The sequence below is a fragment of the Streptomyces sp. NPDC030838 genome (assembly GCF_055572035.1).
Map to the genome: position 1 here is coordinate 21,015 of NZ_JBVIED010000008.1, position 21,129 is coordinate 42,143.

Below are 21,129 nucleotides of genomic sequence, written 5' to 3' on the forward strand. Positions count from 1 at the left end.
TTAGTCCTCGCTAGCGCTCAGTTGACGACCGGCGGCACGTCGCGCCGGGGCTTGTTGGGCAGGTGCGTCTCCGGGTCCTCGACCGCGTAGTCGGGGCGCGGCGCTCCCTGCGCTTCTCGTTCGTCGTCGGGCTTGCCGTTGTCACCGGGCCGACGGACGAGGCCCGCGCCTCCGCGGGTCATGCCGTTCCGCTCGGACTGAGCGGTGGAGTTACGCCCGGTCGGGCTGCCGGTCACGGGCTTGGAGCCTCCCGTGGCACCGCCGCGAGCAGCACCGGCCGCGCCTGCACCGGGCCGTGCGCCGGGCTGGGGGGCTCCGAAGACGCCACGCTGTCCGGGGCCGGTCGACGGCCGGGGGTTGGCCGTCGGACCGGTGCCGATCACCGTGCCACGAGGGATCTTCGGCCCACTCTTCGCCGCAGCGCCGCCGGTGGTCGTAGGCCGTCCCCCGACCACGCCGTTCGCACGCCCTGCTCCGGTGGCCGGTCCGACGTTCGCCCGCGGCCCTGCCGTACCCCCAGCGCGGGGAGTACCCCCGGACACACCCGACTGTCCCATCGGGAACTGCTTCGAGCCTGAACCCGCCCCTCTGCCCATCGCCTGGCCAGTCGCCGTGGGACGTCCCATCTGGTTCGCGGCGCCCGGCCCCGTGGTGCGTCCGGTGGCGGAGTTGGGCGCTCCGGGCTGGGGGCGGCCCTGAGCGGAGACAGGCGTGCGGGGAGCACTCGTTCCGCCCGTCGTCCTGCCGGTGGCACGGCTCGGGATCGAAGGACCGTAGTTCTCGAACGGGCCAGACTGACCGCCCACAGTGGGCGGGGTGCCATTGATCGGCGGTGTGTGCCCGGTCGTCGGTGTGGTCGTCGTGGGTGGCAGAGTGCCGACGCTGTCGATGGTCGTACCGACAGGACTGTCCGGGTAGGCCACCTTGCCAGTGCCAGGTGACGAAGGGATCGGAGTATCGCTCACGCCGTCCACGCCGGAGCGACCCTGCGACTCCACCGGGGCACGGTAATCGCCGGTGGCCGCCCTTGCGGTGCCACCGCCTCCGGCAGTCCCTCCGCCACCTCCAGTGCCAGCCGTCCTCGGCTCGGGCACGCCGACGTTCGGCATCGGCTTGAACGTCGGAGGCTTCTCCTGCAAGGCCTGGAGCTGCTGGCTCGACACCGCGTAGTACGACGCCAACCGATTCATCTGGTTGATCGCCTCTTGGCGATCCTTCTCCACCTTTACGGCAGCGTCGTAATCTTCCTTGTTCGCGGCCTTCTCCGCGTCGGTGAAGCTCTCCGGACGCTTCAGGTTCTTCGGGTCACGTGCCGGCATCGCCTTGCGAACCGAAGCCAGACCCACCGCGGCCGCGGTGATCTGGTCGCCCGCGTTCCCCGCGAATTCGCTCAGGTCGGTCGTACTCGTGACGAGCGAGGCACCCCACTCGCGGAAGGCCTCACCTGCCTGCCCCTGCCAACGCACCTTGTCGATACGGCCCTTGAGCTCGTCCGCCGCCTCCTTGATGGCGTCGCGTGCGTCCCACAGGGCCTTGCCGGACGATTCGAGATCCTCGGAGTTCGTCTGCTCGACCAGGTCGATCATCTCGTTGAGGTCGAGGTTCTTCGCGTCGAAGTCCGTGCTGCCGAAGACGGCCTTGCCCGGGGCGGTGGATCCGACCACCGCACGCAGCGGGTCGGTCACCAGCCTGGTGAAGAGCCCGTTGCCGTCCGAGTGCTCGACGTTCCGGGCGATATCGGCGAAGGAGTTCTGATTGGAGGCGCGCTCCAGATCTGCTTTGTGCTGCTCGTCGGTCACCGTCAGGCCCCCATCCCGGACTTGCCCTCGCCGGAGTGCTGGCCGCTCCTCCGCTCCTGGATCTGGTCGATCTCCCATTGGATCGCCCAGAACCGCTGACGCTGCTCTTCCTCAAGGTTGTCGAAGCCGATGGACGCACCCTTGACCGCGATACCGATCGCCTCGATCTGCAGATGCAGCGTCTTGGACAGGTTGGTGAGCTGCTCGTGCACGCCGTTGTACTGGGTGTAGAGACTGTGCGCTTCCGGAAAGACGTCGGATCGCCCGTTGCTCAAGGACGACGCCCTGATCGTCTGCGCGCCCACCCTCGCAGGGTTGCCGGCGGACCCCTCCAGCCGCCGGAGCACCGCGTCCACCCGTGAGACGAACTCGTTCAACGCTTCACCGCTGGCCTCCAGGTCTGCCTTCCTGGCTGCCGACACGCCCCCCACCATGTCCGCTGGAAGCACGACGCTCCTCCCCGTTTCCCCGTGACATCCATCGGCCCCGATCAGATCCAGACCGATCACTCGCTCGCCGTACGATCGCAAAGCGAGCTGCGTCAGACAACGCTTTTACCACTGTAGTCAACCTGTACAACGGGTCCAACCGCGGTGTGTATTAACTCAGTTACGAGACCCATGCACGCACCACCGTTTGACCGATTTGCCGCTTTGTCGAGGCCCCAGCCGCCCCGCCACGAGGCACCCTTTGCGATCTTCGCAACACCTCCACGGGCGGGCGGCGGCAGTAGCCGTGACGGGATCGCCTCCTCCTTGGACAACGTGGCGCAGCCGGCACACCTTCTTCGAACCTTCACACGGACAAAGCACACACATCAGGCCTGCCCCCGATCTGCCCTGTGCGCGGTTGCTAAGTTGGCCATCAGCCACACAGCACCGGAACCAGGGCATCCAGCCCGACACCAGCTCTGGGCAGCCGAGCAGCACGGGGGAAGGGGTCCACCCATGGCATGGGACGAGTGGGAGCAGCTCAAGACTCAGGCTGCGGAGCGGCAGCCCGCGCAGATGCAGTTGAACCAGCTCGACCCGGGGGACGGGTCGCCGGGGACGGCCGGTGGGCCGACCAAGTACGGCGATCTGAAGGTCGCGAACGCCTCGCTGACCAAGATCAGCAAGTCGGCGCACACTCTGTACAACGCACTGTGGGACAAGGCGCGTGTCGCCGTACCCACGAGTGATTCCGCGGCGAGCGACCTGTCGAAGCAGGGTTTCGCGTTCGGGGCCGGGCTGCAGCACGTGTCGAACCGGTGGGAAGAGCAGCTGAAGTCCCTGATGGACGCCTGCGCGCAGATCACGAACCACCTGCAGGTCACCAAGAAGATCCACGCCGGCGACGAGAACTTCATCGTGCGCCAGATGAGCAGCATCGACACGCTGGACGCCGGTTTCGACGAGCGCGTCGGGCAGCCCGGCGAGAAGAATCCCGTCTACGGGGAGAAGAAGGACGAGAAGAAGAAGGAAGAGTAGCGGCGAATGGGGTGAACGGCGGATTTTCGTTCGTGTCGCCCGCACGGGAGTGGACCTACCGCACCGGTCCGCTCAGCCACCGCTCGGCGCTTTCTCGACACTCTCGACACTTCTCGACACTCTGGGGATAGAGACCGATGGACCTCGAAACTCTGCGCGACGCCAACTTCAAGCTGCTCGACGACGCCGTCACGGACTGGTCGACCCTGGTCAAGCACCTCGAGACACTGAAGAAGGACGCCGAGGACGAACTGCACCAGGCCGCGAACAAGGCGGACTGGGCCGGTGTGAACGCCCAGGTGACGAAGGAGTTCATCGGCAAGACGGCCGGTGAGTTCAGCGACGCGCACACGCAGGCGACGACCATCCACAAGATCCTCGAGGACACGCGAAACGAGCTCAAGGGCTATCACCAGGAGCTCGTCAACGCGATAGACGGCGGCCGGAAGAAGAATCTCACCGTCATCGGTTATGAGGGCGGGTTCACCGTCACCACCAACGTTCCGCCGGAGGGCCGGGCGCAGTACGACAAGGACAACCAGTCCGAGATCACCGCGCTCCGCGACCAGCTCCAGAAGATCCTGGACAAGGCGACGGAGAGCGACAACTCGGCCAAGACCGTCCTCCAGGCCATCGCCGACCAGAGCAAGCTCGGCTTCTCGGACGCCTCGTACAAGGACCGGGACACCGCCGCCGAGGCCCTCAAGCAGGCCGACGAGATGGCGAAGCTGGCGAAGAAGGACCCGAAGGACCTCTCTCCCGAGGAGTTCGACCGGCTGCTCAACGGGCTCAACAAGTACGGTAACGACGATCTGTTCGCCGAACGGTTCGCCACGACGCTCGGCCCGCAGAAGACGCTCGAGTTCTGGACCGGTGTCAACGACCCGCACCGGGGCAACTACGAGCTGGGGCAGCAGCGGCTGGAGAAGTTCGACGACCTGCAGCGCAGCCTGGGCACGACGCTCGCCAACGCCACGCAGAGCGACTCGGTCGCGATGACCGAGTGGAAGCGCACGATGATCGACATCGGCGACAAGCCGATCTACGGCAACAACGGCGGCGGCCCCATGGGCTTCCAGGTCATGAGCAACCTGATGCGGACCGGGGACTACGACGACCAGTTCCTGAAGGACTACGGCAACAAGCTCATGGCCACCGAGCGCAAGCTCACCGGCAACGGAGAGCACGCCAACATGGCGTGGCAGCACATGGGCATGGACCCGTGGCTGAACCGCATCGGCGAGGACAGCGGCTCCGACCCGCTCACCGGCTATCTGAAGGGCCTCTCCAACAGCCCCGACGCGGCCACGGACTTCTTCAACCAGGAGTTCATCAACAAGGACGACGAGGACAACCCCTTCGAGCGGGACACCGACGGCGACGGCAAGAACGGCAAGGTCACGCTGTCCAACTTCCAGTACCTCTTCGAGGAGCGGGAGTGGCCCCAGGAGACGAACCTCAAGGGCGACGATCTCCACACCGGTCAGAACAACCTCGCGCTCGCCCTCGAAGCGGCCACCACGGGTCACCCGGCGGGCGAGCTGCCGACCGCGGACACGCCGGCGCACAACGAGGGCCAGACGAAGCTCTTCGAGAGCCTCGTGAACTCCATCTCCGAGGACAACGAGCGCCTCACGAAGAACAGCTACATGTCCGACAGCATCGGTCAGATCGCCTCCGAGTACCTGCCCGACATCAACCGCGCGTCGACGGACGTGGACCCGCATCCGGACAAGGGCGACGAGGACGCGGAGGAGGCCTGGAAGCGGGTGCAGAACCTCTATCCCGTCGCGGGTTCCTCCGCCGAGCTGAACCACCGCGACGTGTCGCGGTTCCTGTTCGCCGTGGGCCAGAACCCGGAGGGGTACGCCGCCGTCGAGGTCGGCCAGAAGGCCTACATGGCCAACCTGATGGACTACCACCTCAACCCCGACCTGCCCGAGAGCCACCGCCCCAACCACGACCCGGAACTCACGGTCCGCGCCATCGCCCGCCACTCGGGCGAGGTGTCCGGCGTCCTGGCCATGGGGCGCAACGAAGCGGTCGCGTCCGAGGCCGTGTCCTCGGACGAGGAGTACGCGCACTCGACGGCCCAGTGGAAGAACGTCGTCTCGGGCACCGTCGGCATCGGTGTCGGCGTCGGTACGTCCTTCATCGCCTCGCCCGCGGTAGGCGCGGGTGTCGGCGGCGCCGCCGGAACGGTGACGAGCGTCGTGCTGGAGCAGCTCTTCAAGGACGCGGAGGGCAGCGCCAAGGACGACGCCGGCCCCAAGATGGGCGAGAACTGGGAGAACGGCCAGGACAACAACATGAAGTACACCCGGCGGGCGGCCTCGGAGGCGGCGAGGGCCCATGGCCACGCGCATCCCGGCGATGTGGCCACCTGGGCGGAGGACGAGTCCTCGAAGGGCTACCTTGACGCCGGTGACTACATGGAACGCGTCGCGCCGGAGCTCGTCACGGACATCTGACCCTCGACCGGCCGGTGAAGTTGCGTGACTCCTTCACCGGCCACCGCTCCGCCCAGAACCGAAGGTGAGGCTTTTCCCCTTGTTTGCTCGACGAATCGCGGAAGTGTCGCTGGTGGTTGCGGCGTTCGGCACCCTGGTCGGCTGTTCGGGCTCGGAAGAGAAGAAGGAGTACGACGTCCCGAAGGCGCTGTGCGGCGTCACCGTGGACCCTGCTCTGGTCTCCGAACTCCTCCCGGCCGGCAAGACGATCGAGGTCCAGGAGAAGAACCCGGTTCCCAGCAGGAGCAACTGCCAGGTGAACGTCGACGGCAAGGTGGCGCTCATCGTGAGCCAGGAATGGTGGGAGAAGGGTGACAGCATCTCGGACGTGGCCGACTCGGTGCCGCAGCTCGAGTCGGCGGAGCTGACGGACGACAGCCTCGTCCACTCCGGCACCGGAGCGGTGATGAAGACGAAGTCCTGTACCAACCCTGACCGCCCCGACCACACCCTCTATACGGCCCTTGAGGTCCACGCGGACGCCGTGGACGACGCCGACGCCACCGAGAAGCTGATCACGGCCTACACCCAGGCTGTCGAGGACTCGGACACATGCCGCTGACGCGAGAACGGCGGAAGGCCCGCCGTCTGTACCGACACACAGCTGCGGCCTGCGCTGCCCTGGTGCTCCTGGTCGGCTGCGGCGGCAACGGGGACGAGGCCGGTCCTCTCGACGCCCAGCAGGCCGAGGCGATCCTGCCCGACGCCAAGGGCACCCCCGGATGGAAGGTCGCCATCGAGCCCGTCGCCTATCCCCAGAAGAAGGCGAGGGAGCTCGGGGTGGCCCGGTGTTACGAGGGGCCCGAGGAGTGCTCGAAGGCGCGAGTAACCGGTGTCTCGGCTCTCAAGAGCCCGGGGAAGCCCCAGGTCGATTTCGTTCTCATGGCATACGAGGACTCGGCTGCGGCGCAGTCGGCCTACGAGCCCGTCTGGAAGGCCTGGAGCGGGCGGAGCATCGAGCCTCGTGAGCTGAGCCTCGGCAAGATCGGGGACGAGAACGATGCCGTGAGCGGCTTGAGTCCCTCCGGCGAGGAGGGGGCGCGGACCGTGTTCTCTCAGGCCCGGGTGGGCAGCGTCATCTTGGTGACCATGGGTGAAGCCGGTGTCGGCATCGAGGTGCAGAACTCTCTGAAGAGGTTCGCCACAGTCTTCGCCGAACGCGCCGAACAGGTTCAGCGCGGCGAGACGCCTTCCGTCACCTTGGACGACGTCTCCTGACGGATCAGCACGCCCCTTGCCGGGTCGTCACAGCGAGCCGATACGCCAGCTGGGTGTACGTCCCCTCGTCCAGGCCCGGCGGGGTGTAGTCGTCCTTCTTGGAGCGCACACGCTTGACGTGGGTGCAGAATTCGGCGCCCGCGCCGTTCGCCGTCACCCTAAAGTACGCGTCGGCTTCGGTGTTGGTGCCGAGCGGTGCGGCGTCCACACCGTCCTGCGGGGCGTCGCCGCCACCGTTCTCGGCCACCTCGCTCTCGATGAGTCCCTCGTAGTCCTGGAAGTAGACGAGGGGTTCACCAGACTCGTCGACCCGGTAGAGGTGCCCGTCGAGCTCGTACGTGGCCTGCTCCACCGCGCTCTTCAACTCGTCGTCGCTCCACTTGGAGTCGTCCTCGACCCCCAGCCCCTGGACCCCCACGACCACGCCGGCCACGGCCACTGCGATCAGGGCGATCCGGGCGACGACGAACGCTGCGTCGGGGACCTCCGGCGCGGAGGGATTGAGGGATCGCCGCCAGCCGCGGACGCGGTCCGCCTTCACGCAGGCCATGAGGAGCAGCAGGCCGGCCAGGACGAAGAGGATCACGGACAGTTGCGTCAGCATGCCGGGCCTCCAAGTCCCCGTCGCCGGCGCCTGGCGTCCCGCACAGCCACCGCCGTACCCCCCAACCCGGCCACCAGCACCAGCCCCCCGACCACCACATACGTCCCCAGACGGGTATTGCGCTCGTCCGGGGTCTCGCCGAAGTGGACAGGGGCGATCGACGGGGCCTCCGCGCCCGTGAGGTTCTGCTCGGGGCGGGGGGACTCGATCGGGTTGGCGGGGTCGATGTCCGTCAGGGCCTTCACCGGGTCCACCACGCCCCAGCCGACGAGGCGGTCGTGGCCGGGGATGGAGCGTTCCGCGGTCTGTTCGATCTGGGCGACGATCTGCTGGGCCGTCCACTTGGGGTACTTGGCCTTCAGGAGGGCCGCTACGCCGGCGACGTAGGGGGCGGAGAAGCTGGTGCCGTTGTCGGAGCAGTGGCCGTTGCCGGGGACCGTGGAGATCATGTCGACGCCCGGGGCGGCCACGCCCACGAAGTCGCCCGACTGGGAGAAGGGGGCGCGCTCGTTGTTGCGGTCCGAAGAGGCGACCGCCAGTACGCCCTTGTACGACGCCGGGTACGTGACCTTGACGTTGCCGCCCAGGCCGTCGTTGCCGGCCGAGGCGACGACCACCACCTGCTTGCCGAGGGCGTAGTTCACCGCCTGTTCCAGGCTCTCGTCCGGCCGCACCGCGTTGGCCGTGTCCTGGGAGATGTTGATGACGTCCGCGCCCACGTCCACGGCGTGGCGGATCGCGCTCGCCAGGGTCAGCGCCGTGCCGTTGCCCTCGGCGTCGTTCTGCTTGATCGGGATGATCGTGGCCTCGGGGGCCAGGCCGACGAAGCCGGTTCCCTTGGCGGGGCGCGCGGCGATGATGCCGGCCACGCGGGTGCCGTGGCCCACCGTGTCCGTCGTACCGCTCGCGTTGCCTCGCTCGATCTCCTCGCCCTTCTTGTTCTTCGCGGGGAGGAGGTTCTTGCCCTTCGACGCGTCGACGGCCTTGCTCAGCTGCGGGTTCTTGACGTCCACGCCCGTGTCGATGACCGCCACCTGGACGCCCTTGCCCTTGGACTGGGCCCAGAGTTCGTCCAGGTTGACGCGTTGCAGCGACCAGGGGCGGCCCTCGTACTTCTTGGACGGGAACGTGCACTGGCCGTCGTCCGCCCGAGCCTCCGGCGCCGGGAGGGCGAGTTGGGTCGTCGCCGTGAGGGCCGTCGTGGCGAGCAGGGTCGCCGCGGCCGTACGTCCACGGCCCTTGGACCGCCTCATGTCGCCTGCCTTCAGCACTCGTACCACCAAGGCCCTTCCGCTACGAACCCTGCGGCTGCCGCGCCGCCGCCTCGGACAGGCGCGGGCCAGTGGGCAGGAACGTGGACCACGCCTTGGGGATCGGGGTGGGGTCGACCTTCTCGTAGCCAAGCCTCGTCTGGGCGATCTTCGCCTCGGCCAGCTGCTGCTTGCGCTGCTCGGCCGAGGTGCCGATGCCCTTGTCATCGGTGGCGCTGTCGCTGTTGGACTGGAGGGCGTAGCGCAGACCGGTGTCGGTGACCAGGAAGACGCTGCCGGCGGTGGTCTCCTGGCCCTGGAACTGGCGGTAGAGCTGACCGGAGCCCGGGGTGACGTACGCGCTGGAGGAGCCGGTGGGCAGCTGGGCGGGGAAGTCGGTGCCCACCCAGGTGGACAGGGTCGTCACGCCGGTCTTCGCGTCGACCGAGCGCAGGACGTTGCAGACCGTGTTGCGGCCGGTCGTGGCACTGGTGCCGTTGTTGACCGTCTTCGGCTTGTACGTCGGCCACCGCTTGTCGCCGAGGAAGGTGGTGCTGTCGACGACGGCGCCGGGGCTGACCTGCTGGGCCTCGCCGGTCTGGCCGACGGCGACCAGGGCGCCGCTGTTCAGCAGCAGGGTGGCGGTGAACTCGCTGATCCGGGCCACCTCGCCGGGGAGGACGACGTAGTACTGCATGCGCGTGCCGTCGTAGGCCTTGATGACCATGCCGACCTTGTCGTGCTCACCGAGGCTGTCGGAGGCGCCCGCCGGGGCGCCGGGCGTGCCCTTGATGGACGGGATCGACAACGCGTCGCCCTTGTGCAGGGTGTCGAGCCAGTCCTGGGACACGCGCTGCGGCGCGCGGCCCTGGGTGTCGAGGGCCTTGAGGAGTTCCTTGTCGGTGGGGTCGGCGAGCGGGTAGGCCCAGCCGCGGGAGTCGACGACGTACTGCGTCTTGCCGTCCGGGGCGACGACGTACATCAGGTCGCCCCCGGTGAGCTTGTTGGCGCCCTCGGTCTTCGGCCACTCCTTCTCCGCGAGGACGAACGCCGCCTTCTGGATGGCCCGGCCGCCGTCGCTGGGGCGCTCGCAGACCGCCCAGCGCTTGGCGGCCTCCGCCTCCCCGGCGGAGGGCAGCCGGTCGGGGGCGTACGGGATGCCGATGGTGGCGCCGTGCGGGGGCTTGCCGCTGTCGAGGACCTTCTCGTCGACCGTGATGATGCTGTTCTTGCTGGGGTCGAGGAGCAGCTTGGCGGACGCCATGTTGAGCACCGGGTGCAGCTGCTTCTCGCCCTTCGTCTTCAGGACGACGTAGCGGGTGGTCGAGTCGCTGGCGACGATGACGTGTTCGCCCGGGTCGTCCCAGCCGCGGGGCGCGGTGGGGCTGAAGAGACCGATGCCGCCGAACACCGCGAGGATCACCACGCCGACGACCACACCGGGCCAGACCGCGCTCAGCGGCTTCGGCGCGCCCTCCTCCGAACCCGACGGCGAAGGCCGCAGGAAGGACGCCAGTGTGCGGCGCTTCGCGAAGGTGTAGGCGTTGAGTTCATCGCGGCGTGATGCCATCTGTGTCCGCTCTCTCCCCGTTGCGGAGCCCTGGGGACGGTGAGTGTGCCGTCGCCCGCCCGTGGTTGCCTCTGGTGCCTCGGTTGTCAGACCCGGCCCCTACTATGCCTGTTGCGTGGACGTGCGTGTGTCATGGGTAGGGCGCTCAGGACTCGCAGGAGCGTGTGGACAAGGGTTTTCGGGAGAGATTCGGGGGTTTTGGAGTGATGGCTTCCGCACCGCGGACCCGGTCGCGATCGCAATCGAGGTCACGATCGGGCCGATCGGGCAGCGCCGGTCCGGCGGGTTCCCGCGGCCCGGCCGCCACGCCAGGCGCTGTCACGCCGCACCTCAGGGCACGTTCGGGGCGCGGGGGCTCGTTCGCCGTGCAGCGGCTGGTGCTGCTGGAGCTGGCGGCGGCGCTCGTGGTGTGCGGCTGGGTGATCGGGACGTACGCGCTGATCCCGGCCGCCGTCGTCGCCGCGGTTCTCGTGGTGCTCGCGCTCGTACGGCGCCGGGGGCGCTCCCTGCCCGAGTGGCTGGCCGGCGTGCAGGCCCTGCGTGCCCGCCGCCGCAAGGCCGCGAACACCCCCGTGCCGCCGGGCACCGACTCCGGTCTCGCCCCCGCCGTCGAATGCGACCCGAGCCTGCGGACGTACAGCTACAGCCGGGGCAACGACCGTGACCAGCGCCCCGTGGGCATGGTCGGCGACGGCGGCTTCCTCACCGCGGTCCTCCAGGTCGAGGCCGACTTCGGCGCACTGCGCGCCGAGCGCAGCCGCCGCCCGCTCCCCCTCGCCCTGGTGCGGGACGCACTGGATGTCGACGGAATCCGCCTGGAATCCGCACAGATCGTGCTGCACACCCAGCCCGCGCCCGCGCCGCACCTGCCGCAGCAGTCGGTCGTGGTGACCAACTACACACAGCTTCAGGCGCAGACCGCCTCCCCCGCCGTCCGCATCATGTGGATCGCGCTGAAGCTGGACCCTGAGCTGTGCCCGGAGGCGGTGGCCGCGCGCGGCGGCGGGCTCGTCGGCGCGCAGAAGTGCCTGGTGCGGTCGGCGGAGCATCTGGCGAGCCGGCTGACGGGTGCCGGGTTCCGGGTGAGCGTGCTCACCGAGGAGGAGGTGACGGCCGCCATCGCCACCTCCGCCTGCGCCAACCCGATGGTGACCGCGCAGGCCGGGCAGAGCGAGGCGCCCCGGCGGCGGACCGAGGAGACCAGCCGCAGCTGGCGCTGCGACAACCGCAGACACACCACGTACTGGGTGCGCCGCTGGCCCGCGCTCACCGGCTCCGGTGCCGGACTGCCGCAGCTCGTCGCCCAGTTGACGGCCGTGCCCGCGCTGGCGACGACGCTCAGTCTGACGCTGGCCCGGGGCGGACAGCAGCAGGTCTCGGTCACCGGACATGTGCGGGTCACCGGGCGCAGCAGCACCGAACTGGCCGCCTCGCGCCGGGAACTGGAACGCGTGGCCCGGCAGGCGCGGACCGGGCTCGCCCGTCTGGACCGGGAACAGCTGCCCGGAGTTCTGGCCACCCTGCCGCTCGGAGGTGCCCGCTGATGGCCGCCATGACGACCCCGACCGCATCGCCGCAGACCCCCGCCGCGGGCGTCGACGGCACGCAGCCCGCCGGGTTCGCGGAGCGGCTGCGCACCGGCTTCGGGCTGCTGGGCCCCCGGCATCCGCGGCACACCCTGTCCGTCGACGAGTTCGACACGTTGACGCTGCCCATCGGGGACGACGGAGTCGTCGTCGGCGTCACCGCCGAGGGCCACCCCGCCGTGCTCGGGGTGAACCGTCCGACGCCCTACGACGTGCTGCTCATCGGCGGTCTGTGGACGGCGCAGGTGCTCGCGCTGCGCGCCGCGGCGACCGGCGCGCGGGTCGCCGTCGAGACCGGCCGCGCGCAGCACTGGGCCCAGGTGGTCCAGGCGGTGGGCGGCGGTCAGTCCGGGATGACCGTGCACGACGTGGGCCGGGTTCCTCCGCTCGGCGCCTCGGCGGGCAGCCCGGTGCTGGTCATCAGGGACTGCGGCATGCGGCCGCCGCGCGGACGCGTGGTGTCGGCACCCTGGCAGTCGGTGCTCACGCTGCTGCCCTATCTGAGCCCGGTGGCACCCCGGTTGATGCGGCAGGCGCGGCTGGTCGGCGTGCAGCGGGTGTCGCCGGACGAGGCGGCGGAGATAGGGCGGGTCATCGGACTGCCCCGCGCCGAGTACGAACCGCTGCCCACCCTCGCCGACGGCGTCACCCTGTGGTGTACGGACGGCGACCGCCAGTACGTCGTCACCCAGCCCACGGACGCCGAGATCGGTCTGCTGGGCGTGGCCCGCCGGATGGACTGACCGGGAGGACTGACCGGGAGCACTCACCAGGAGGTCTGACCGGGAGGACGAACCGGAAGCACGAACCGGCGAAGCCCCCCGAAGTGGCTGCCGATTCGAGGGCGACCGCCCGGCTTTGTGCCGGCCGTGCATCAGGGGGCAGACGCGCCTGCCGTGCCCGCCCCTTTCTTGATTAGGCTGGGGCGGGGCACGTAGCGAGTACCCGCACAGGGTGATGCGCGTTCCGGGGGTGACCCGGGGGGACAGCCCATGAATCGAACGACAGCAATGGTCGCCCCAGCACGCTATGAGGGTGCTCGACCACACCAGGAGGAACTGTGAGCAGCGATCGGGACGGGATCCGCGGGGGCTGGGCGACGCCCGGCGATGACCAGCCCGACGCGGAGGCCGCCGTCGAGACGACCGGCGAGTTCACCATCGACTACGCACCGCCTGCCTGGTACACGCAGAACGCGTCGGGGGGTTCGGACGGAGCGGGATTTCCCGGGGCTTCGGGTGCTTCGGGGGCTTCCGGCGCATCGGTTCCGGCGCCCGCCGCTCCCCCGGTGCCGCCGGTCCCGCCCACCGATCCGTCGGCGAACCCGTCCGCGATGACCCCGCCGGCCCACTCGGTCCCGCCGGCCCACCCGGCGCCGCCCGCTCCGGCTCCGGCCACTCCGTTCGCCCCGCCCGCACCCGCTCCGGCACCGCCCACAGGGACCCCCGTGCCCCTGCCCAGGCTGCCGGAGGGCAGCGGATTCGAGCCGCAGCAGCCCGAGTCGGCGCAGCAGCAGCCGCAGCCGTCGACTCCTGTCGCCGCTCCGGCGGCCGTGGACGAGGACGGCCCCGGCAACGGCGATCTGGAGAGCGGCGCCACCATGCGGTTCTCCGCGGTCGCGTTGAAGCGGGAGATCGAGGAGCGGGCCGCTGCGGCCGAGGCCGAAGCCCGGCGGAAGGCGGCCGACGAGGACACCGTCACGCCCGAGGGTGAGCGCGCCGAGGCCGCCGCCGACGAGCCCGCTGCCGTCGAGGGCGAGGACAAGTCCGCCGACGACGTCACCGAGGGCTCTGACGCGGACGACGCGGAGGGCGCCGCTCCGGCGGCGGAGACGGCCAGCGAGCTTGAGAACACGAACGAGCACGAGGGCACGGAGCCCTCGGCGGCCGAGTCCCAGGAGGCCGCTGACACCACCGCCGAGGCCCCCGCCGCCGAGGACACCACCGCCCAGTCGGGCGAGACCGAGAACGGCGCATCCGAGGCCGGCGCACCCCAGACCGCCGAGTCCGGCGCCGCCGCCCCCCAGCCAGCCGTTCCCGCCGAGCCCCAGCCCTCCGAGGCCGCCCCGCAGGACGCCCCCGCCGCCTGGACTCCCCCGCCCGCGCCGCAGGGCGTGCCGCCGCTGCCGCCGTCGTACCAGCCCGCAGCCCCGGCCCCGGCCGCCCAGTGGCCCGCACAGCCCCAGCAGCAGCCCCAGCCCGCTGCCGCGCCCGGCCAGCCGCACATTCCCGCGCAGCAGCCGCCGTTCCAGCCGCAGGCGCCCCAGGCCGCGCCCGCCGCCTGGAACCAGGCGCCCGCGCCCGCCCCGGCGGAGCAGCAGCCCGCCGCCCCCATGCCACCCGCGCAGCCCGGCTACGGCTTCCCGCAGCCCGGCATGCCCCCGGCCCAGGGCGGCTACGGGTACCCCGCGGGCGCCCAGCAGACCGGCACCCCCGCCCCGCCCACGCCCGACGCCCAAGGCGGGTACGGCTACCCCGCGGGCCCCCAGCAGACCGGCACGCCGACCCCGCCCGCCCCCAACGCCCAAGGCGGGTACGGCTTCCCGCAGCCCGGCGGTTACGGCTTCCCGCAGCCGCCCGCCCAGCAGGGTCAGCCGGGCGTACCCCCGCAGGCGACGCCGCAGCAGCCCCAGCAGCCCCTGCCGCCCGCCCAGGCCGAACACCCCCAGGCCCAGCAGCCGCAGGCACCGCAGGCCCAACCCCCGCACGTCCAGCCGCCCGTGGACCCCCGCACCGGTGCCGCATGGCCGCAGCCGATCCAGCACGACCAGCGGCAGCCCACCAACCCCGGTGCCGCGCCGCTCGGTTACACGGCGGCCGTGGAGCTGTCCTCGGACCGGCTGCTCAACAGCAGGAAGCAGAAGGCGAAGAGCAGCCGCCCGGCGGCCGGCGGCAGCCGGTTCAAGCTGGGCGGGAAGAAGGAGGAGGCCGAGCGGCAGCGGAAGCTGGAGCTGATCCGCACGCCGGTGCTGTCCTGCTACCGCATCGCCGTCATCAGCCTCAAGGGCGGCGTCGGCAAGACGACCACGACCACCGCGCTCGGCTCCACGCTGGCCACCGAGCGGCAGGACAAGATCCTCGCGATCGACGCCAACCCGGACGCCGGCACCCTGGGCCGCCGGGTGCGCCGCGAGACCGGGGCCACCATCCGCGACCTGGTCCAGGCGATCCCGTACCTCAACTCGTACATGGACATCCGGCGGTTCACCTCCCAGGCCCCCTCCGGCCTGGAGATCATCGCCAACGACGTCGACCCGGCCGTCTCCACGACCTTCAACGACGAGGACTACCGGCGCGCGATCGACGTCCTCGGCCGGCAGTACCCGGTCATCCTCACCGACTCGGGCACCGGTCTGCTCTACAGCGCCATGCGCGGCGTGCTCGACCTCGCCGACCAGCTCATCATCATCTCCACGCCGTCCGTGGACGGTGCGAGCAGCGCGAGCACGACGCTGGACTGGCTGTCCGCGCACGGGTACGCCGACCTGGTCTCGCGCTCGATCACCGTCATCTCCGGGGTCCGTGAGACCGGCAAGATGATCAAGGTCGAGGACATCGTGGCGCACTTCGAGACCCGCTGCCGGGGCGTGGTGGTCGTCCCCTTCGACGAGCACCTGGCCGCCGGTGCCGAGGTCGACCTCGACATGATGCGGCCGAAGGTGCGGGAGGCGTACTTCAACCTCGCGGCCATGGTCGCCGAGGACTTCACCCGCCACCAGCAGGCGCACGGCCTGTGGACCAGCGACGGCAACCCGCCCCCGGTGGCGGCCCCGCCGATGCCGGGCCAGCCGATGCCGGGCCAGGCGTTCCCCGGCCAGCCGCCCGTGCCCGGGCAGCCGATGCCCGGTCAGCCGCCCGTACCCGGCCAGCCCATGCCCGGTCAGCCCATGCCCGGCGGCCAGCCCGCCCCGTACGCCCAGCCGGGCCAGCAGCCGTACGCACCCCCGGCCCAGCCCTACGCCCAGCCCGCACAGCCCGGACAGCCGGGACAGCCGGGCCAGCCGGGCCAGCAGCCCTATCCGCCGCAGCCCGGCTACCCCCAGCCCGGACAGCCGCCGCAGCAGGGCCAGCCGGGCCAGCCGCCGCAGCAGGGTCAGCCGGGCCAGCCGGGCCACCCCGAGGCCCCGCCCCAGCAGTAACCCGACAGCCCCCGGCAGATGACAAAGGCGGCCGGTGCCCCGAGGCACCGGCCGCCTTCACGTCGTAGGAGCGGAAGCGGCTACTCGGCGTCCTGCGCCGCCGCCACCAGCTCCCGGCACTGCTGCACGTCCTTCCCCATCTGCTCCAGCAGCGCGTCCAGCGTCTCGAACTTCGCCTGGCCGCGCACGAAGGCGAGGAAGTCGACGGCGACATGCAGGCCGTACAGATCGAGGCCGACGCGGTCGATGGCGTACGCCTCCACCGTGCGCTCGGTGCCGTCGAACTGCGGGTTGGTGCCCACGGAGATGGCGGCCGGCATCGCCTCGCCCTGGGCGTGCAGCCAGCCGGCGTAGACGCCGTCGGCGGGGATCGCGGTGTGCGGCAGGGTCTCGACGTTGGCCGTCGGGAAACCGAGTTCGCGCCCGCGCTGGGCACCGCGCACCACGACGCCCTCGACGCGGTGCGGCCGGCCCAGGATCTCGGCGGCGCCGGCCACGTCGCCCTCCGCGACGAGCCGCCGGGTCAGGGTGGAGGAGAACGGCTCGCCGCCGCCCGCCTCACCGGTGACGTACAGGTCGACGACCTCGACCTCGAAGTCGTAGATCTTGCCCTGCTCGGCGAGGAACTCGACGTTGCCCGCCGCGCGGTGCCCGAAGCGGAAGTTGGGGCCCTCGACGACCGCCTTGGCGTGCAGCTTGTCGACCAGGACCTTGACCACGAAGTCGGCCGCGGACAGCTTCGAGAACTCGATGGTGAACGGCAGGACCAGCACCGCGTCCACACCCAGCTCCGCCATCAGTTCGGCGCGGCGGTGGTGCGGGGCGAGCAGCGGCGGGTGGCTGCCGGGGCGGACGACCTCGCTGGGGTGCGGGTCGAAGGTGACCACGACGGCGGGGACGCCCAGCTCACGGGCGCGTTCCACGGCGTGCCGGATGATCAGCTGGTGCCCGCGGTGGACTCCGTCGTAGGAGCCGATGGTGACGACGCTGCGCCCCCAGTCCTGGGGGATGTCCTCCAAGCCACGCCAGCGCTGCACTGTGACCGCTCCTCGAACCCGTGTCTGACTCTTACGGCTGCCTCTTATGCAGGTCTAAGGGTGCCATGCCGGGTGCCCGCCGCCCGCATCGGCATCGGCGCTGTGACCCGTCGCACCCGGCGGAGGACAGATCGTGGCACCGGCGGAAGACGGATCGTCGCACCCGGCGCGGTGGAGGTTCGCCCCCGGCGCGGTGCACCTTCACACCCGGCGCGGTGCACCGTCGCACCCGGCGCACGGCGAATCGTGGCGCCGACAGCGCGCGCCGTGCGCTCACGCAGGCACCCGTACGCCCGCCAGATGCTCCAGCATCCGCCGGGTGCTGGGACCGACCACGGCGGCCCACGCGCCGGGGGCCTCGGCCAGCCAGCCGGCCATCCGCGCGGCGAATCCGGGCACCTCGCGGCCCAGGTCGACCAGGCTCCGGTCGAAGCGGGTGGCCCCGTCGGGGGTGCGGACGAGGAGCAGTCCGGTGCGGTGCAGCAGGTCGCGCAGATCATCGGGCTCGTGCCGGGCGGCGGCGCGCAGCAGTGCCTCCAGGACGGCCGGGTCCCGCTCGTCGTCCAGCAGGGCGTCGCGCAGCTCCCGGCGCAGCGGCCCGGGGGCGGCCAGCACGGCGGCCAGAGCGGCCCGCACGGGGCTCGGGCCACCGTCGAGCAGGCCGGTGACCAGCGGGAACAGTACGGCGCGGGCGGCGGGTCCCTGGTCCAGCCGGCGGTCGGCGTACGCGGCGACCGGCCCGGCGAGGTCCGGGCGCAGGGCCACGGCCTCGCACACCAGGGCGGCGACCCGGCCGGCCAGCGCGGGGGTGGTGACGTCGGCGAGGGTGTGCAGCAGCTCGACGACGCCGTCGGCGCGGTGCAGCCGGGCCCGGAAGGCGTCGAGTACCGGCTCGGGGTGGGTGGTCAGAGCCGTGGCCAGGGCGCTCGCCGGGAGGTGCGGGTCGCCCGCCCGGAAGTGGTCGAGGGCGCGCGGGAGGTGGTGGGCGCGGGTGCGGGGATCGCGTACGAGCAGCCCGAGCGCGCCACCATGAAGGGTGGCGTCGGCGGGGCGGGCGAGCAGGGCGAGGGCGGCGTAGCGCAGCAGCTCGCGGTCGGCCTCGGCGCGGACGTGGGGCGCGGCGCGCAGCCCGTACGCCACCGCGGCCGCCCGCCGGGCGGGCCGTTTGTCGTGCGCCCAGCGGTCCACGGCCCGGCAGATCGCCGACGGCTCGTCCTCGGCGAGCACGGCGAGGAGTTCCGCGGCCCGCCCGTGCGGGCTGTCGGCCAGGACCTCGGTGAGGTCGTCCACCGCCCGGTGCCGGTGGGTGTGCAGCAGCGCCTGCGCGGCCGCCGCCACGGTGGCGTGCGGGGTCGCGGGCAGCGGACGCTCGTCCTCGAACCAGCGGGTGAGCTGGGCTTGTACGGCGGCGGGGGCGGCGGCGAGGAGGCGGGCGACGGCGTCCAGGTAGCGGGGGCCCGGCGCGGCGTCCGGGGCCGGGTCGGCGAGGACCAGGCGGCGCAGGAGGTCGAGGCGTTCGGCCTCCGGCAGCCGCAGCCCGCTCCAGAAGCCGGGGCCGAACTCGCCGGGCACGGGGCGCTGTTGGCGCCTCCAGTCGACGACGCTGTCGGCGAGCAGCCGCAGCACGGTGAGGTACGGGGTGGCGTCGGGGACGCGCCGGAGGACCTCGGCGAGCAGCCGGGCGGGCCACCAGGAGTGCGGGTCGGCGTCCACGGCGTGCGCCAGCTCGGCGAGCCGGCGGGCGAGTTGGCCGGGGCCGTGGTGGCGGGCGACGAAGAGCAGGGACTGCACGACCGGGCCGATGCGGTGGTGCGGGGTGGGCAGGGGGTGGGCCTGCCCGGGGGTGTGGGGGCGGTGGACCAGGGCGCGCAGAGCCTCGTCGAGGTCGAGGTGCATGCCCTGGATCCAGTCGGCGAACTCCTCGTGGGCGAACCGGTAGCCGCGGCCCGCGGGCACGAGCAGGCCCTCGGTGAGGACGGCGGAGGCCCAGCCGGTGCCGCCGCCGAGCCGGGCCGGTGCGGGGCCCCAGGGGAAGACCGCCTCGAAGGAGAGGCGGTCCAGCTCGCCCTGGCCGGGGCCCAGGCTGCGGCGGGCGGCCTCGTGGACCTGGCCGGCGACCTTGGCGGCCAGACGGCGTACGGCGGTGCCGCGCAGACCGTTCTCGGCGGCCAGCCGGACGGCGATGCGCAGGCACATCAGGTCCAGGTGGGCGGAGAACACGTCGTTGTGGTCGAGGGGCGCGGCGCAGGGGGCGCCGGGGACGGCGGCGCGGACCTCGGCGAGCAGGCGGAGGGTGAGCGGATGCCGGGCGTCGGGCTCGGCGAGGGCGGTGTCGGGGATGCCGAGGCGGGCGCGGGCGTCGCGGGCCTCGGCCTCGGTGAGGTCGCCGAGGGGGACGCAGGGCGGGACGCCGGGCCGAGGGGCCTCCCCGGCCTCGGACGCGTACAGCAGCTCCGCCGGGAACTCCGCGCCCGCCGTCTCCCAGTACTCCGCCCGGCACGCCACCACCAGCCGCGCCCCCGTCTCCCGCAGCCACGTGGTCGTGCCCTCGGTCCAGGCGGGCAGGCGGCGGGCGAGGGCCGGGGGCATCTCCTCGGGGCCGTCGAGCAGGAGCAGCAGGGGACGGCCCGCGGTGCGCGCGGCGCGGGCCAGGCGGTCGGGGGTGACCTCGGCCGCGGACCCGGCCGGGCCGGACGCGCAGACGATACGGGCGGCCCGGTCCAGGGCCCGGCGGGCGGCGTCGGCGACCGAGGTGTCGTCGTCCTGGAGGTCGGCGCCGCGCAGCCACAGCGTGGGCGCCGGTTCGGCACCCCGGTGGCGGCGGGCGGCGAGCGCCGCGAGTTCCGTCGTACGACCACTGCCCGGCGGCCCGACGAGGCCGAGCACCGCCGCCGGTCCGTGCGCGAACGCGGCGAGCTCCCGCACGATCGCCCCGCGCTCGACCGGCTCGACGTCTCCAGCCCCGCCGCGGCTCCCGCCCAGCACACCGGGCGGGCCGGCCTGCCCGCCGGACGTGGCGGTCGGCTCCAAGCCCCCCGCGTCGAACGCGACCCGACCCCGCACGACCGGCCCAGCGTCTCCAGCCGCGCGGCTCCCGCCCAGCACACCCGGCGGACCGTCCTGCCCGACGGACGTGGCCGTCAGCTCCAGGGCCCCCGCGAGGTTGAGATCGGCGCCGTAGGCGGGGACGGTCGCCGCGTTGCGGGTCAGCAGCTCGGCCAGCGGGCCGTCGGTGGCGGGGCGCAGGGACACCGCGAAGCCGGACTCGCGCTGCCCGGCTCGCAGGGCCGTGCCGACGACGGCGACGACCGCGCCGGTCTCGGCGTCGAGCACCGGTGCCCCGGCCGCGCCGCCGCCCAGCCGCAGCGCGTCCCGGCCGGCGGTGCCGATGGCCAGCTCCAGGGCGTCGTCGAGCCGGTGACAGCGGTCCGTGGCGGTGTACGTCACTTCCGTCCCGCCCAGCACCCGCGCCTCGCGCCAGCAGCCCGCGGCGACCCGGACGTAGGCGCCGGTCTCGATCCGGTCCCGGACGGTGAGCGGGAGCGGGTCCCCGCCGAGTCCCCGGGTGCGGACGAGGGCCAGGTCTCGCTCGGGCAACGGGATCACCGCATCGGCGGTCACCACGCAGCTGCGGTCGCCGGCGGCGGTGTGCAGGACCAGCCGGGGCAGGCCGTCGACGGCCTCGTGGCTGGTCAGCACCATGCCCTGGTGGTCGGCCAGGAAGCCGAGGCCGCGCGGGCGTCCGGCGAGGTCGTGGATGCGGACGAGGCTGCCGTCGCGGGGCGGAGGCGGCGGCTCGTGCGGGGGGTGCGTGCGCGCCGCCTGCCGGTCGTCATACGCAGGGTCTCCGTCCCGCCGGCCCCGTGCCGCCATGGTCGAACCTCCCCGCCGTACGCCTGTGCCCCTGGACCGACGGTAGGGGCGGGGTGATCAGCAGGACAGCTCGCG

14 protein-coding genes are annotated in these 21,129 nt (G+C 72.0%); 7 read left to right on the forward strand and 7 right to left on the reverse strand.

Going from position 1 to position 21,129, the window contains the following annotated elements:
* Nucleotides 1-17: 17 nt before the first annotated feature.
* Together ACZ42A_RS21260 and ACZ42A_RS21265 are read right to left on the reverse strand one after the other, a co-directional pair.
* Complete coding sequence (locus tag ACZ42A_RS21260) at nucleotides 18-1,799, reverse strand: WXG100 family type VII secretion target (RefSeq protein ID WP_468528805.1); 1,782 nt, start codon at nucleotides 1,797-1,799, stop codon at nucleotides 18-20.
* A 2-nt stretch (nucleotides 1,800-1,801) separates the two neighbouring features.
* Complete coding sequence (locus tag ACZ42A_RS21265) at nucleotides 1,802-2,248, reverse strand: hypothetical protein (protein ID WP_468528806.1); 447 nt, start codon at nucleotides 2,246-2,248, stop codon at nucleotides 1,802-1,804.
* Nucleotides 2,249-2,746: 498 nt separating this feature from the next.
* Here ACZ42A_RS21265 and ACZ42A_RS21270 point away from each other — a divergent pair, with 498 nt between their 5' ends.
* The 4 genes from ACZ42A_RS21270 to ACZ42A_RS21285 all read left to right on the forward strand — a co-directional run bounded on the left by ACZ42A_RS21270 (nucleotide 2,747) and on the right by ACZ42A_RS21285 (nucleotide 6,996).
* The gene (locus tag ACZ42A_RS21270) at nucleotides 2,747-3,268 is read left to right on the forward strand and encodes a hypothetical protein (RefSeq protein WP_468528807.1); all 522 of its coding nucleotides are present in this window, start codon (nucleotides 2,747-2,749) and stop codon (nucleotides 3,266-3,268) included.
* Nucleotides 3,269-3,405: 137 nt separating this feature from the next.
* Entirely contained in the window at nucleotides 3,406-5,739 is a 2,334-nt protein-coding gene (locus tag ACZ42A_RS21275) for a hypothetical protein (RefSeq protein ID WP_468528808.1), read from the forward strand.
* A gap of 103 nt (nucleotides 5,740-5,842) precedes the next feature.
* Nucleotides 5,843-6,340, forward strand: a complete 498-nt coding sequence (locus ACZ42A_RS21280; protein WP_468528809.1) for a hypothetical protein — start codon at nucleotides 5,843-5,845, stop codon at nucleotides 6,338-6,340.
* 62 nt (nucleotides 6,341-6,402) lie between these two features.
* Nucleotides 6,403-6,996, forward strand: coding sequence for a hypothetical protein (locus ACZ42A_RS21285; protein ID WP_468528810.1), 594 nt, complete (start codon nucleotides 6,403-6,405; stop codon nucleotides 6,994-6,996).
* 4 nt (nucleotides 6,997-7,000) lie between these two features.
* Here the strand turns inward: ACZ42A_RS21285 and ACZ42A_RS21290 are convergent, their stop codons facing one another.
* Genes ACZ42A_RS21290 through eccB form a run of 3 tightly spaced genes read right to left on the reverse strand, consistent with a single transcriptional unit; the run spans nucleotide 7,001 to nucleotide 10,420 of the window.
* Nucleotides 7,001-7,600, reverse strand: a complete 600-nt coding sequence (locus tag ACZ42A_RS21290; protein ID WP_468528811.1) for a hypothetical protein — start codon at nucleotides 7,598-7,600, stop codon at nucleotides 7,001-7,003.
* Entirely contained in the window at nucleotides 7,594-8,853 is a 1,260-nt protein-coding gene (gene mycP, locus ACZ42A_RS21295) for a type VII secretion-associated serine protease mycosin (protein WP_468528812.1), read from the reverse strand. Before mycP ends, ACZ42A_RS21290 begins: the two co-directional genes overlap by 7 nt.
* Before the next feature lie 40 nt (nucleotides 8,854-8,893).
* Nucleotides 8,894-10,420 carry a type VII secretion protein EccB gene (eccB, locus tag ACZ42A_RS21300; protein WP_468528813.1) on the reverse strand — a complete coding sequence of 509 codons (1,527 nt, stop codon included), beginning with the start codon at nucleotides 10,418-10,420 and terminating at the stop codon, nucleotides 8,894-8,896.
* Nucleotides 10,421-10,626: 206 nt separating this feature from the next.
* Between eccB and eccE the strand changes: the two genes are divergently transcribed.
* The 3 genes from eccE (at nucleotide 10,627) to ACZ42A_RS21315 (ending at nucleotide 16,144) form a co-directional block, all read left to right on the forward strand.
* Entirely contained in the window at nucleotides 10,627-11,964 is a 1,338-nt protein-coding gene (gene eccE / locus ACZ42A_RS21305) for a type VII secretion protein EccE (protein WP_468528814.1), read from the forward strand.
* The gene (locus ACZ42A_RS21310; RefSeq protein WP_468528815.1) at nucleotides 11,964-12,749 is read left to right on the forward strand and encodes a hypothetical protein; all 786 of its coding nucleotides are present in this window, start codon (nucleotides 11,964-11,966) and stop codon (nucleotides 12,747-12,749) included. The genes eccE and ACZ42A_RS21310 overlap by 1 nt, the downstream gene beginning before the upstream one ends.
* A gap of 317 nt (nucleotides 12,750-13,066) precedes the next feature.
* A complete protein-coding gene (locus ACZ42A_RS21315; protein ID WP_468528816.1) occupies nucleotides 13,067-16,144 on the forward strand; it encodes an SCO5717 family growth-regulating ATPase in 3,078 nt (1,025 codons plus the stop codon).
* Between the two features lie 80 nt (nucleotides 16,145-16,224).
* Here ACZ42A_RS21315 and ACZ42A_RS21320 read toward each other — a convergent pair whose 3' ends face one another.
* Both ACZ42A_RS21320 and ACZ42A_RS21325 read right to left on the reverse strand, forming a co-directional pair.
* Nucleotides 16,225-17,181 carry a bifunctional riboflavin kinase/FAD synthetase gene (locus ACZ42A_RS21320; RefSeq protein WP_468528817.1) on the reverse strand — a complete coding sequence of 319 codons (957 nt, stop codon included), beginning with the start codon at nucleotides 17,179-17,181 and terminating at the stop codon, nucleotides 16,225-16,227.
* A gap of 273 nt (nucleotides 17,182-17,454) precedes the next feature.
* On the reverse strand, nucleotides 17,455-21,054 hold the full coding sequence (locus ACZ42A_RS21325; RefSeq protein WP_468528818.1) for a trypsin-like peptidase domain-containing protein: 3,600 nt from the start codon (nucleotides 21,052-21,054) through the stop codon (nucleotides 17,455-17,457).
* Between the last annotated feature and the right edge of the window lie 75 nt (nucleotides 21,055-21,129).